Annotated in this window: 13 protein-coding genes; 5 read left to right on the top strand and 8 right to left on the bottom strand. The window is 49.5% G+C overall.

Features of this window, described 5'->3' with window-relative positions:
• Complete coding sequence (gene hpt / locus ACMYSL_RS23790; RefSeq protein ID WP_110272777.1) at window positions 1-537, top strand: hypoxanthine phosphoribosyltransferase; 537 nt, start codon at window positions 1-3, stop codon at window positions 535-537.
• Between the two features lie 72 nt (window positions 538-609).
• Here hpt and can read toward each other — a convergent pair whose 3' ends face one another.
• Window positions 610-1272: a carbonate dehydratase gene (gene can, locus ACMYSL_RS23785; RefSeq protein WP_110272520.1), complete on the bottom strand. Its 663-nt coding sequence runs from the start codon at window positions 1270-1272 to the stop codon at window positions 610-612.
• Window positions 1273-1379: 107 nt separating this feature from the next.
• On the opposite strand from can, the gene ACMYSL_RS23780 reads away from it, so the two are divergent.
• Together ACMYSL_RS23780 and ACMYSL_RS23775 are read left to right on the top strand one after the other, a co-directional pair.
• The gene (locus tag ACMYSL_RS23780; RefSeq protein ID WP_181483545.1) at window positions 1380-2306 is read left to right on the top strand and encodes an ABC transporter ATP-binding protein; all 927 of its coding nucleotides are present in this window, start codon (window positions 1380-1382) and stop codon (window positions 2304-2306) included.
• Window positions 2303-3073 (top strand): ABC transporter permease, encoded by a 771-nt coding sequence (locus ACMYSL_RS23775; protein ID WP_434660097.1) that lies wholly within the window; start codon window positions 2303-2305, stop codon window positions 3071-3073. The genes ACMYSL_RS23780 and ACMYSL_RS23775 overlap by 4 nt, the downstream gene beginning before the upstream one ends.
• Window positions 3074-3101: 28 nt before the next feature.
• On the opposite strand, the gene ACMYSL_RS23770 is transcribed toward ACMYSL_RS23775, so the two are convergent.
• Genes ACMYSL_RS23770 through ACMYSL_RS23755 form a run of 4 tightly spaced genes read right to left on the bottom strand, consistent with a single transcriptional unit; the run spans window position 3102 to window position 8048 of the window.
• On the bottom strand, window positions 3102-4178 hold the full coding sequence (locus ACMYSL_RS23770) for a fimbrial protein (protein ID WP_434660096.1): 1077 nt from the start codon (window positions 4176-4178) through the stop codon (window positions 3102-3104).
• An 8-nt stretch (window positions 4179-4186) separates the two neighbouring features.
• A complete protein-coding gene (locus tag ACMYSL_RS23765) occupies window positions 4187-6748 on the bottom strand; it encodes a fimbrial outer membrane usher protein (RefSeq protein ID WP_434660095.1) in 2562 nt (853 codons plus the stop codon).
• Window positions 6749-6766: 18 nt separating this feature from the next.
• Window positions 6767-7447, bottom strand: a complete 681-nt coding sequence (locus ACMYSL_RS23760; protein ID WP_434660094.1) for a fimbria/pilus periplasmic chaperone — start codon at window positions 7445-7447, stop codon at window positions 6767-6769.
• Between the two features lie 52 nt (window positions 7448-7499).
• On the bottom strand, window positions 7500-8048 hold the full coding sequence (locus ACMYSL_RS23755; protein WP_434660093.1) for a fimbrial protein: 549 nt from the start codon (window positions 8046-8048) through the stop codon (window positions 7500-7502).
• Window positions 8049-8414: 366 nt separating this feature from the next.
• On the opposite strand from ACMYSL_RS23755, the gene ACMYSL_RS23750 reads away from it, so the two are divergent.
• Together ACMYSL_RS23750 and ACMYSL_RS23745 are read left to right on the top strand one after the other, a co-directional pair.
• On the top strand, window positions 8415-8855 hold the full coding sequence (locus ACMYSL_RS23750) for a PTS sugar transporter subunit IIA (protein WP_304256214.1): 441 nt from the start codon (window positions 8415-8417) through the stop codon (window positions 8853-8855).
• Window positions 8856-8911: 56 nt separating this feature from the next.
• Window positions 8912-10165, top strand: a complete 1254-nt coding sequence (locus ACMYSL_RS23745) for a polysaccharide deacetylase family protein (RefSeq protein WP_434660092.1) — start codon at window positions 8912-8914, stop codon at window positions 10163-10165.
• Window positions 10166-10167: 2 nt separating this feature from the next.
• On the opposite strand, the gene panD is transcribed toward ACMYSL_RS23745, so the two are convergent.
• From panD to panB, 3 genes are all read right to left on the bottom strand, one after another.
• Window positions 10168-10548: an aspartate 1-decarboxylase gene (panD, locus tag ACMYSL_RS23740; RefSeq protein WP_181483539.1), complete on the bottom strand. Its 381-nt coding sequence runs from the start codon at window positions 10546-10548 to the stop codon at window positions 10168-10170.
• 94 nt (window positions 10549-10642) lie between these two features.
• Window positions 10643-11497 carry a pantoate--beta-alanine ligase gene (gene panC, locus ACMYSL_RS23735; RefSeq protein WP_434660091.1) on the bottom strand — a complete coding sequence of 285 codons (855 nt, stop codon included), beginning with the start codon at window positions 11495-11497 and terminating at the stop codon, window positions 10643-10645.
• An 11-nt stretch (window positions 11498-11508) separates the two neighbouring features.
• On the bottom strand, window positions 11509-12300 hold the full coding sequence (panB, locus tag ACMYSL_RS23730) for a 3-methyl-2-oxobutanoate hydroxymethyltransferase (protein WP_182236389.1): 792 nt from the start codon (window positions 12298-12300) through the stop codon (window positions 11509-11511).
• Window positions 12301-12313 lie beyond the last annotated feature (13 nt).

Below are 12313 nucleotides of genomic sequence, written 5' to 3'. Positions count from 1 at the left end.
ATGAAACATACTGTAGAAGTGATGATCCCGGAAACCGAGATCAAAGCCCGTATTGCCGAGTTAGGTCGTCAAATCAACGAACATTACAAAGATAGCGGCAGCGAAATGGTGCTGGTGGGGCTGTTGCGTGGGTCATTTATGTTTATGGCCGACCTTTGCCGCGAGGTTCAGGTGCCGCATGAAGTCGATTTCATGACCGCCTCCAGCTACGGCAGCGGCATGTCCACCACTCGCGATGTCAAAATCCTCAAAGATCTTGATGAAGATATCCGTGGTAAAGATGTACTGATCGTGGAAGACATCATCGATTCCGGCAATACGTTGTCGAAAGTGCGCGAAATTCTGAGCCTGCGCGAACCTAAATCCCTGGCGATTTGTACGCTGCTCGATAAACCAAGCCGTCGTGAAGTTAACGTCCCGGTTGAGTTTGTTGGTTTTGCGATCCCGGATGAGTTCGTGGTGGGTTACGGCATTGATTACGCTCAGCGCTATCGTCACCTGCCGTATGTTGGCAAAGTGATTTTGCTGGACGAGTAAACTTTGGCGATATATCCCGGATAGCGATGCGGTATAACGCGTCTTATCCGGGATAAAAAGTGAGTGCGTCGGTTACTTGTGATTGGCGTGCTTACTTTTAAGGTTGGAAATTCCCTGGCGATAACGCTGCTCCAGCGTTTCGCGGCTGACGGCGGTTACGTCGAGATCGCGTAACATGCCATCGTGGATACCGTAAGCCCAGCCGTGGATAGTCACTTTCTGCCCGCGTTTCCACGCTGACTGCATGATAGTTGAATGACCAAGGTTGTAGACTTGCTCCATCACATTCAGTTCACACAAAGTATCAAGGCGACGCTCTTCCGGCATTTCGCCAAGCAGCGAGCTGTGCTTAAACCAGATATCACGAATATGCAGCAGCCAGTTATCGATAAGGCCGAGCTCGGTATTTTCAATCGCTGACTGCACGCCGCCGCAGCCATAGTGACCGCAGATGATAATATGCTCGACTTCCAGTACGTCAACGGCATACTGCACAACGGAAAGACAGTTCAGGTCGGTGTGAATCACCAGGTTTGCGACGTTACGGTGCACGAAAAGTTCGCCAGGCTCCAGGCCGGTCAAGCGCTCAGCGGGGACGCGGCTATCAGAACATCCAATCCACAGAAAGCGCGGCTTCTGCGCTTGCGCCAGTTTTTCAAAAAAACCGGGGTCTTCCTCCACCAGCATTTTTGACCATAGTGCATTATTGCTGATGAGTGTATCTATATCGTTCATGGATGTTTACGGGCCTGTAACCAAGTAAGTGCGTTGCGCTAATATAGGTTAACCTCACATTTTTTAAAACAACCCATCGCGTGTCACGACGTGAGAAGAGACATTTAATGACCATTGCTCTGGAACTAAAACAGCTCAAGAAAACCTACCCCGGCGGGGTTCAGGCGCTGCGTGGAATCGATCTGCAAGTTGAAGCGGGCGACTTTTATGCGCTCCTCGGGCCAAACGGTGCGGGTAAATCGACCACTATCGGTATTATAAGTTCGCTGGTGAATAAAACCTCCGGCGAGGTCAACGTGTTTGGCTATGATCTGCAAAAAGATGTGGTGAATGCCAAGCGCCAGCTCGGCCTGGTGCCGCAGGAGTTCAACTTTAACCCCTTTGAAACCGTACAACAGATTGTGGTGAATCAGGCGGGTTACTATGGCGTTGAGCGCAAAGAAGCGATTATTCGTAGCGAAAAATACCTTAAACAGCTCGATCTTTGGGGAAAGCGCAATGAACGTGCGCGGATGCTCTCCGGTGGGATGAAGCGCCGCCTGATGATTGCGCGCGCGTTAATGCATGAGCCAAAATTGCTGATCCTCGATGAGCCGACCGCAGGGGTGGATATTGAACTCCGTCGTTCGATGTGGGGGTTCCTGAAAGATTTAAACGATAAAGGCACCACGATTATCCTGACTACCCACTATCTGGAAGAGGCCGAAATGCTATGCCGCAATATCGGCATTATTCAGAGCGGCGAGCTGGTGGAAAATACCTCGATGAAAGAGCTGCTTTCCAAGCTGAAATCAGAAACCTTTATTCTCGATCTGGCGCCGAAAAGCCCGTTACCGGTGCTGGAAGGTTACCAGTATCGCCTGGTGGATACGTCAACGCTGGAAGTGGAAGTGCTGCGTGAGCAGGGAATTAATAGCGTGTTTAGCCAACTGAGCGCGCAGGGAGTACAGGTTTTAAGTATGCGTAACAAAGCTAACCGTCTTGAAGAGCTGTTTGTCACGCTGGTACATGACCGGAAAGGAGAGTCAGCATGATGCAGCTTTATTGGGTTGCGCTGAAAAGCATCTGGACCAAAGAGATCCACCGTTTTATGCGTATCTGGATCCAGACTCTGGTCCCGCCAGTGATTACCATGACGCTCTATTTTGTCATTTTCGGCAACCTTATCGGCTCGCGCATCGGTGAAATGCACGGTTTTACCTATATGCAGTTTATCGTGCCGGGCCTGATCATGATGGCGGTGATCACCAACGCCTATGCCAACGTGGCCTCATCTTTCTTCAGCGCGAAATTTCAGCGTAATATAGAAGAGCTGCTGGTAGCGCCGGTCCCCACGCACGTGGTGATTGTCGGGTATGTCGGTGGTGGGGTTGCACGCGGCCTGTTCGTAGGGATTCTGGTGACGGCAATTTCGTTATTTTTTGTCCCGTTCCAGGTTCACTCCTGGCTGTTCGTCGCCCTGACGCTGATACTGACCGCGATACTGTTTTCGCTGGCGGGCCTGCTGAATGCGGTGTTTGCTAAAACCTTTGATGATATCAGCCTGATTCCTACCTTTGTTCTGACGCCGCTGACCTACCTCGGTGGGGTGTTTTATTCTCTGACCTTGCTGCCGCCGTTCTGGCAGGCGCTGTCGCACCTGAATCCGATTGTTTATATGATCAGCGGCTTCCGCTACGGTTTCCTGGGGATTAACGATGTTCCGCTTGTCACCACTTTCGGCGTGCTGGTGGTATTTATTACCGCGTTTTATCTGCTGTGTTGGTATTTGATCCAACGCGGGCGCGGCCTGCGTAGCTAAGCGAGGAGGGCGACGATGTCGCCCTTTTTTACCGAATCTGAAGTTCCAGCGTTGCTGTAGCTTCATATTCTCCGGTATGTGGAATGTTCCCGGTAGTATTAACGGGGGCGGCGGTGAATTGACTACTGCCTGTGCCGTCAACATAGGAAGGGACAGGAATATAGCTACTACCGTTGGGGGCAATGATATTTTGGTCAATATCGGTGATTTTTATTCCAATATCGTCGTTAGTCGTCTTCAGGTAATTGCTATTGTTCGGATCGTTTTCCCCATAAAGGGCGATAGATAAATTAGTTCCATTGGCAACATTGCTGCAGGTAAACGCAAATTTTGTGGTTTTCTGCGTTGGGCTATCACCGAGGTGACTAATGTCCTTGCCTAAAATATCATCTAGTTTAACTTCAATAACCTGACCCGCTTCGATGGTACAGGACTGTGGGACAGTTATCGTGCCGGACATCGTCACGTGTGCTACTGGGGGGACTGACGGGGGGATGTTATCTCCACTGCCGGTAGCTACTTTTGATAGATACAGATTCATGATCGTTGTTTCGGGTATGACTATCTGGCCGACGAGTGGATGAGTAACGTAAATTCTGACCGTGCCTCTATTCCCTGCCGTCATCGATTTCATTTCAGCCCCGGTACAGCCGCCAGCGGAAGAATCATTATTACTTTTAGATGAAAAGGGGACGGGAACATACTGGCCTAATTGCCCGGCAATATAGACTTCGGTACCAATTTCCAGTTTATCTGACACCAGCACATAGTAGTCCATATGACCGTAGTAGCGTGATTCGCTGAATGTACCTTTCTGCGTCAAACTGCCAGTCGTCGCGGTGAAGTAATTTGGGCCGCGAAAATCCGTGTTGTCACAATCACATTGAGCAGCGTATTCACCGCTACCACTCCAACTCTGCTCAATAATTTTGCCCGTTTTATTTTCATCAGTAGTAGTGATGGTCTGATTAAAACTAAAAGGATAGTCATGCGTTCCTGATGACGGCTGACACCAGCCGCTCCCATTACCTATGCTGTCTGCCAGCGCATGACCTGAAATTAGCGTAAGTGCCAGTAACATATATTTAATGCAGCGATTATTCATTGTTTCCTTCATTGGCAGGTGCTCTGCGCTATTATGATTCCATTCATATTTTTGCTGGTATCCAGATGATAAGCCGCGTGACAAGTGGTATTTGCATTTCCGCCCCATTGCACCAGCAGATTCCCTTCTTCCGTCAGTCCGCTGAGGAATGCCTTTCCGTTGTCGCCGATAATATTAGCCTGACCACCTTCTTTCTCACTCGTACTGACCGTCGCCCCGAAGGGAATATTGTCGCCGTTGCTGCGCGTTAAGGTCATGAGTACGCGATAGCCCTTATGGGTATCGTAGGTAGCGCGGACCAGCGCATTGCGCGTGGGGTACACAGTTTGGTTGTTGATGGGGATATCGATGTTATCAGCAAAAGTTTGCCCATCCAGCGAGATATCGTAGCGGTAATAAGGCGTAACGTTGGGGATAACCGTATAACCGCGGTAGTCTGTAGTGACGCCGGCTTGATTTTCGATAGCAACATCCGCAGCGCCTGGGGCTTTAACCAAAATGGCCGAACCGGTGATGGGCTGACTTAGCGTGATACCATTTTCATGGGCCACCATTCCGCCTTCGATGCCGTAACTTATTTGATGAGAATCCGGGGATTGGCTATAGCCTGCGTTCAAATTAGCGTATGTACCTTTATAGCTACCGCTCAGCCCACCGGAGTCACCCTCCGTAGTGCTGTGGCTTTGTTGTACCGACCAGTTCAGATTTTGCCCGCGCAGCGCGCTCCCGCTCAATGTTGTGCTGTTCACCGTGGCATCGCCCTTGCGCGCATTAAGCATATAGCTGGCGTACATTCTTGAATCGAATAAAGAAAATGGCACATTAATCGAGAGGGTAAAAAGGCTATCGTTTTGCTGATAGCGATCGTCGTCATCTTGATTGTCAGAAGAGTAGCGTTGATAAGTATTGTGGTTATAGCTGTAGTTCAGCGCATAGCTAACTGCTCCCCAGCTATTGTTATAGCCAACGCTCATGGATTGCATTTCTTGCGGGCTATGCCAGTAGTTTTCTTTGACCCAACTTAAGGTAATGGAGCCCAGATTGCTGCTCAGCCGCTGGTTTATAGACGCTTCAAAGCGATTGTGTCGTTTGCCGTAATAGTTGTAGTCATCATCATCCGGGTTAAGTGCATCTTCAAGCGTATTATAATTTTCACTGGCATAGCGATAACCGGCAATCGATAGCGTAGTACCGGTGCTGACCACCCCTTTGCTGTAGCGTATGCGCCAGGATTGGCCGGTTTCAGTACGATCGTCAAATTTTGCATGTGACCAGGTGCCATCAACGGAAATCGCGCCCAGCATTCGCATGTTTTGTCCAAGTCCAAGAGCCACAGACTGGTATTTATCACTGGCAACCTGGCTGCCTCCGTAGGCGGTGAGCCCCCACGGCAGGCCATACAGCAACGTCGCCTGGGTAAAGTTGTCCCGGGTATGGTTGTCATTATCACGATACTTTCCAACGATAATATTGTATTTAGCTCTTCCTTCTCGTTGTAAAAGAGGAAGTGAGGCGTAGGGGACGACATAGTGTTGTTCGCTGCCGTCAGCTTCTTTAATGGTGACGTCGTAATCGCCATTACTGCCGGTCGGGAACATATCGTTAATATCAAACTCGCCGGGAGGCACGGTTGTCTGGTATGCAATGCGACCGTTTTGACGGATAGTCACCTGAGCATTGCTTCTGGCGACACCGTGAATTGACGGGGCATAGCCCCGTTGGCTGTCAGGCAACATCTGCTCATCGGAGGCAAGCTGTAGCCCACGAAATGCCATGCTGTCGAAAATGTCTGATGGCGTGTTGCTATCCCATACGGTGAGCTGACTTTTTAGCGGAATAATATCGCGTTGTAGGTAGTTATAGACGGTGCTCCAGCGAGCGCTGCTGCTGGTATCGCTCGACTGTGAATTCCAGGTCGTGTAATTGCGTAATCGCCATGGCCCTACGTTGAGTCCTGGCTGCAGTGCCAGAAACTTTGACGCCATATCGTCTTCATTATTGTTAGAACTGTAGTCTTTGTAGCCATTAAAGCTATAGTTCATCAGTAGCGCCGGGATGCCTTCATCCCACATTTCTGGTGGAACGTAGCCTCGGGCGCTGGAAGCGATATAAATCTGTGGAATGCTGACAAATAACTTCTGTTCCTGAAAATCAAATTTCTGGCTGGCTCCGGGAATTTGTGAGAGATCGGCGCAGTTTTGTTCTGTATTCAGTTTAGGGAAGAGATCGGTTTTAACGCCAACCATTTTGAGTTCATCGATGTGCAAACAGCCTTCGAGCGCCTGCAGTTCGCTGTTTTGCTTAACCTGTTGAAACTTGACACTACGCGTTCCTGCGGGAGTTGTATTGACATAAATATCAACATAGTAATTTCCAGGAAGCTGGCTCTGGTCGGTAGCGAAGACTGAAAGATCGGTCGTCGCGTTTTTATGTTGGCCACGGCTTTCCAGGAAAGCAGGATCAAAATAATCTCGCGCCTGAGCCGTATGCAGAATTGCGCTGACTAACAGTGTTAATACCACAGTTTGTCTTAAAAATAGCCGCATCCTTTGCTCTTTCCTTGAGTTCATTCTGCATCCTGATGTTATTTATTGGCTTTGTTTGTGTATCGGACCTGCACCGCCATAATCATTAATAATTGACCAACTGACTGTCCCGTTAATATTGGTAGGGACTTTATAATTACTTGAACTGAATGGCGCAACATATTGCGGCGCTGTTAGTTTTTTGCTACCAACGATAATATCGGCGAAATTCATATAATAGGGCGTGGGGTTATTGACGGTTAAGATTTCGCCTTTGCGAGTCCACTTTAGCTGAGATGTTACTTTCTCTGGCGTTTGTGTTAATCCCTGTGGGCGATAAATTAACTTAAACTCAGTTTTTACTGCTAACTTAATCTTACTGCCTTTACTATCTGGGTTACTACTTGGGATGGATTTAATATCCAGCCAGAATATCGATTCTCGATCTTCAGGTAAATTGCCACCAGTGCGGATAACGCGCAGTACGTTTTTTTGCCCGGCGTTGAGGCGAAATAAAGGCGGTGTGACCATAAAAGGAGCATCGCCGATAGTACCGTCTGTGCTAATAGACTGTGCCCACGATTGGATTAAATAGGGTTCTTTATCGCCATTGATCACTGGAACGGAAGCTTCTTTATCATTCCCATGATAAATAACCCGAGTCAGGCCGATCGTGACGCCAGCTTGCGTCAGCGCGCTCCATAGAGTACAGAGTAGTAAACTTGCCTGAATATACTTTTTCATAATGAGCCGTTATCCCCTGACCAGCCCGAATCCGGGCTGGCAGGTATCAACATTAGTTATATTGTAGGTAGAACGTTGCTGTGGCATCTACGGTACCCGCCACCAAATCAGCTTGTGCTTTGGTGGAGATGTACTGTGCGGTAAATGGAATTGAATTCGTTCCATCTGCTATTTTGGTATTCGTTGACCAGGAGCTCTGATCGTTAAACGTCATTGGGCTGCCCGCCTCCAGGATTTGCAGGCCAAAACCTGTTGCATCCCCACCGGTATTTTTTAGGACGGTAGTGCCAGCATCATCATCCGTAGTACCTTCGAAACGAACTTTTACATTCGTGTAGGTGCTGACATCACAATCTTTCAGTCTGATATTGAATGATTGATTGGCAGCCGTATCGCCAACGTTAACAAAGTTAACCTTGTTAACATCCATGAGCTCTACGTCAAAAGTTGTACCTTCGTCGCCATCGACAACGCAGGCGTTTTGAATAACAGTCCCTGATATATGTACCTGACCATCACTAGTGGCATTTGCAGCAAATACCGTCGGAATTATCGAAACGCTAGCCATTGCAAAAACAATTGCATTTAAAGTCAATTTCATGATTATCATCCTTAATAAAAATAATACTGTGCGATGGGAGTATTATTCCTTTTTTTGTTTTTAGTAAATACTAAACCCTTAAAATATCCACTGTGACATGTAGTTTAGGAATAAATAAATACCATCCATGAATATATAGGCTTTGATTTATTGTCATATATGTATGTGGCTAATATATTATACGTAGTATGTGTTGAGATTTTGCTCATTTATGCTATTTATAACGATGTCGTTGTTATTTATAATGTAATTGGTGAGGTCAGAGGGCGGTCTAAGGTTAAATAAATTTTTATCAAAAAATACGTTATGTCACAAAGTTTTGATTAACATTGCTTTAGCATGTAACTCCTCAAGGAGAAAATGCATATGTTAGGTTGGGTGATTACCTGTCATGATGAGCTGGCGCAGGAGATGCTGGATCGTCTGGAGAAAAAGTTTGGGCCGCTGGCGCAATGTCGGGCGGTAAACTATTGGCGTAATCTCAGCAGTAATATGCTGAGCCGCATGATGTGCAACGCGATGCATGAGGTGGACAGCGGTGAAGGCGTTATTTTTCTGACGGATAAAACCGGGGCGGCACCTTATCGCGTGGCCTCGCTGATGAGCCATAAACATACCCATTGCGAAGTGATTTCCGGGATTAGCTATCCATTACTGGAGAGTATGTATCTTTTGCGTCAGACGCTGAGCAGCGAAGCTTTCCGTAATACGATAGTCAGCACCGGAGGTCCCGCGGTGAGCAGCCTCTGGCATCAGCAGCAAAAAAATCCGCCTTTTCGACTGTTGCATGAGCCGTACGGGAATTAAGCATTGGTATTGATACCGCTTTTGTTACAATAACGGCAGGTTTGTCTATCGGCTTGATGCGCATGTTTGCCCGAATTTTCGTTTTACTCCTCCTCCTGATGTCTCTCAGCGCTTCCGCCAGTCTGTTAAGCCAGCAGGGCGTGTTTGCGCATTATATGCAGACTACCGAAGACGCCGATATTTGGGCGCAAGTGGGTAATCAGGTCGTCAGCGTTGGCAACGTGCGGGCAGGGCAAATTCTCGCGGTAGTGCCAACGGCGGCGGATTACTATGAGTTCAATTTTGGTTTTGGCACCGGTTTTATTGATAAGGGCCATCTGGAGTCGGTACAGGGCAAGCAGCGGGTTGAGGATAACCTGGGCGACCTGAATAAGCCGCTGAGTAATCAAAATCTCATTACCTGGAAAGATACGCCGGTTTATGACGCGCCTTCCGTCGGCAGCGCCCCGTTCGGCACGCTGACGAGTAATCTGCGCTATCCCATTATCAGCAAGCTCAAAGACCGGCTTAATCAAACCTGGTTTCAAATCCGCATTGGCAATCGCCTGGCGTGGGTGAGCAGTCTGGATGCGCAGGAAGATAACGGTATTCCGATTCTGACTTATCACCATATTCTGCGTGATGAAGAAAATACCCGCTTTCGCCACACCTCAACCACCACTTCCGTCCGCGCCTTCAGCAATCAGATGACCTGGCTTCGTGACCAGGGTTATACGACTCTGAGTATGTATCAACTGGAAGGCTATCTGCGCAATAAAGTGAATCTTCCTGCGCGTTCAGTGGTTATCACCTTTGATGACGGCCTGAAGTCGGTCAATCGCTATGCGTATCCGATTCTTAAGCAGTATGGTTTTCACGCCACGGCTTTTATTATCTCGTCGCGCATTAAGCGCCATCCGCAGAAATGGGCACCGAAATCGCTGCAGTTTATGAGTATTTCCGAACTCAAGCAGATTCAGGACGTCTTTGACGTGCAGTCGCATACTCATTTTCTGCATCGGGTGGATGCTTATCGTCATCCGATTCTTCTGAGCCGCAGCTACCACAACATTTTGTTTGATTTTGAGCGTTCGCGGCGGGATCTAGCGCAATTTAATCCGCACGTGTTGTACCTTTCCTATCCCTTTGGCGGCTATAACGCGACGGCGATTAAGGCGGCGGACGATGCCGGTTTTCATCTGGCGGTGACGACGGTAAGAGGGAAGGTAAAACCGGGAGATAACCCGTTCTTATTGAAAAGACTCTATATTTTAAGAACAGATTCGCTGGAGACGATGTCGCGGCTGATTAGCAATCAGCCGCAGGGGTAATATCACGCCACCTGTACCGGAATGGCTTTGGCCTGGCGTTTCATTTCGTTGTCGCCTTCAAAATAGGCCACTTTCGGCTGCCAGGTGCGGGCTTCTTCATCTGGCATCATAACGAAGCTGGCGATAATTAAAATGTCGCCGACGTTTGCACAGTGCGCTGCGGCGCCGTTAACGGAAATAATTCTGGAACCGCGCTCTGCGGCGATGGCGTAGGTGGAGAAACGATTACCGTTGGTGACATTCCACAGGTGAATAGCTTCATTCTCCAGAATACCGGATGCATCAAGAAAATCCTGATCAATAGCGCAGGAGCCTTCGTAGTGCAGGTCGGCCTGCGTGACTTTAACGCGGTGTAGTTTGCCCTGCAGCATATTACGAATCATAACGTTTTACCTTTGAAGCTTAACGATAACGAAGCGGATGTAACGTCCGCTTTGAGGAAATTCCAGGCAGTATTGCCTTATTTTTAACCGATGTCTACTGTGCGAGCACGACGCTTTGATTGTCGATCAAACGCGCCTGGCCGAGCCATGCCGCCATCAGAATCACCGCGCGCTGACTGTTTTCCGTGAGTTCAAGCAGCGTATCCGCATCGCGAATTTGAATATCGTCGGCGCGGAAGCCTTTCTCGTTCAGTTCCTGGGCGGCAATAGCGATAACTTCGTCCAGATTGCGTTCACCAGCCACCAGCTTCTCCGCCACGCGACTCATCACCTTATACAGCCCCGGTGCAATTTTACGCTGATCGGCAGTGAGATAACCGTTGCGCGAGCTGAGGGCCAGACCATCTTTGGCGCGCATAATCGGCACGCCAATAATTTCGATGTCGTAGCCCATATCTGCCACCATCTTGCGAATCAATGCCAACTGCTGGAAATCTTTCTCGCCAAAACAGGCGACATCCGGCTGCACGAGGTTAAACAGCTTGCTGACGATAGTGGAGACGCCGCGGAAGTGGCCCGGACGGCTGGCGCCTTCGAGCATCGTCGACAGACCCGGCACATCAACATAAGTCTGGCTTTCGATACCCTGTGGGTAGATTTCCGCCGTAGCTGGAGCAAAGACAAAATCGACTTTGCGTTTGTTTAGTTTCTCACAATCGTCCTGCAGCGTGCGCGGGTAGCGCGCCAGATCCTCGGGGCGGTCAAACTGCATCGGGTTGACGAAGATACTGACCACCACGATATCCGCGCTGGCTTTCGCTGCATCAACCAGCTTCATATGACCATCATGCAGGTTGCCCATGGTGGGAACCAGCGCGATGCGTTTACCTTCCTGACGTAAACGACGGATATGCTGGCGCAACAGCGGCAGGGTTTCAATAATCAGCACAACAACACTCCTTAATGGAAACTGTGTTCTTCGCCCGGATAGACGCCGGACTCCACTTCGGCAACATACTGACGCACTGCGGCGCGCATGTCGCCTGCCGTGCTAAGGAAATTTTTGGCAAATTTGGGAATATGGCCGCCGGTAATACCGAAGGCATCATGCATCACGAGGATCTGCCCGTCGGTGACGTTGCCTGCGCCAATGCCGATCACCGGAATAGTTAAGGCTTCGGTAACGCGTTTTGCCAGCTCAACCGGCACGCACTCCAGCACCAGCAGCTGCGCGCCAGCCGCTTCTAACGCCAGCGCATCATCAAGCAGAATTTGCCCGGCGTCGCCGCGGCCCTGAATTTTATAACCGCCGAAGACGTTCACCGACTGAGGGGTCAGGCCCAGATGTCCGCACACCGGTACCGCGCGTTCGGCAAGCATTTTTACGGTATCCGCCAGCCACGCACCGCCTTCGATTTTGACCATATTGGCCCCCGCGCGCATCACGATGGCAGCGTTCTCGAAGGTTTGTTCTGGCGTGGCATAAGCCATAAACGGCAGGTCGGCGAGCAGCAGGCAGTTCGGCGCACCGCGACGCACGGCGCGAGTGTGGTAGGCGATGTCTTCTACGGTGACCGGTAGAGTGGAGTCGTGGCCCTGTACCGTCATGCCCAGCGAGTCGCCGACCAGCAGCACGTTGATGCCTTCGTCGGCAAACAGTTTGGCGAAGCTGTAGTCGTAGGCAGTGATGGTGGCGAAGCGCTTCTTCTCTTGCTTACATTTTTGCAGCAGGGAGATAGTGGTCGGTTTCATAACGTTTCCTGAT

Source organism: Klebsiella sp. MISC125 (genome assembly GCF_051131775.1).
Classification (GTDB): Bacteria; Pseudomonadota; Gammaproteobacteria; order Enterobacterales; family Enterobacteriaceae; genus Klebsiella.
Note: the sequence above shows the minus strand (reverse complement) of the source record. Positions and strands in the feature narration are given on the sequence as shown.

Coding starts and splice junctions, on each gene's coding strand:
- ACMYSL_RS23750 (WP_304256214.1), top strand. CDS start 8,415: ATGTTAGGTTGGGTGATTACCTGTCATGATGAGCTGGCGCAGGAGATG.
- panB (WP_182236389.1), bottom strand. CDS start 12,300: ATGAAACCGACCACTATCTCCCTGCTGCAAAAATGTAAGCAAGAGAAG.
- ACMYSL_RS23780 (WP_181483545.1), top strand. CDS start 1,380: ATGACCATTGCTCTGGAACTAAAACAGCTCAAGAAAACCTACCCCGGC.
- ACMYSL_RS23755 (WP_434660093.1), bottom strand. CDS start 8,048: ATGAAATTGACTTTAAATGCAATTGTTTTTGCAATGGCTAGCGTTTCG.
- panD (WP_181483539.1), bottom strand. CDS start 10,548: ATGATTCGTAATATGCTGCAGGGCAAACTACACCGCGTTAAAGTCACG.
- ACMYSL_RS23775 (WP_434660097.1), top strand. CDS start 2,303: ATGATGCAGCTTTATTGGGTTGCGCTGAAAAGCATCTGGACCAAAGAG.
- ACMYSL_RS23745 (WP_434660092.1), top strand. CDS start 8,912: ATGCGCATGTTTGCCCGAATTTTCGTTTTACTCCTCCTCCTGATGTCT.
- can (WP_110272520.1), bottom strand. CDS start 1,272: ATGAACGATATAGATACACTCATCAGCAATAATGCACTATGGTCAAAA.
- ACMYSL_RS23760 (WP_434660094.1), bottom strand. CDS start 7,447: ATGAAAAAGTATATTCAGGCAAGTTTACTACTCTGTACTCTATGGAGC.
- ACMYSL_RS23770 (WP_434660096.1), bottom strand. CDS start 4,178: ATGAATAATCGCTGCATTAAATATATGTTACTGGCACTTACGCTAATT.
- ACMYSL_RS23765 (WP_434660095.1), bottom strand. CDS start 6,748: ATGAACTCAAGGAAAGAGCAAAGGATGCGGCTATTTTTAAGACAAACT.
- hpt (WP_110272777.1), top strand. CDS start 1: ATGAAACATACTGTAGAAGTGATGATCCCGGAAACCGAGATCAAAGCC.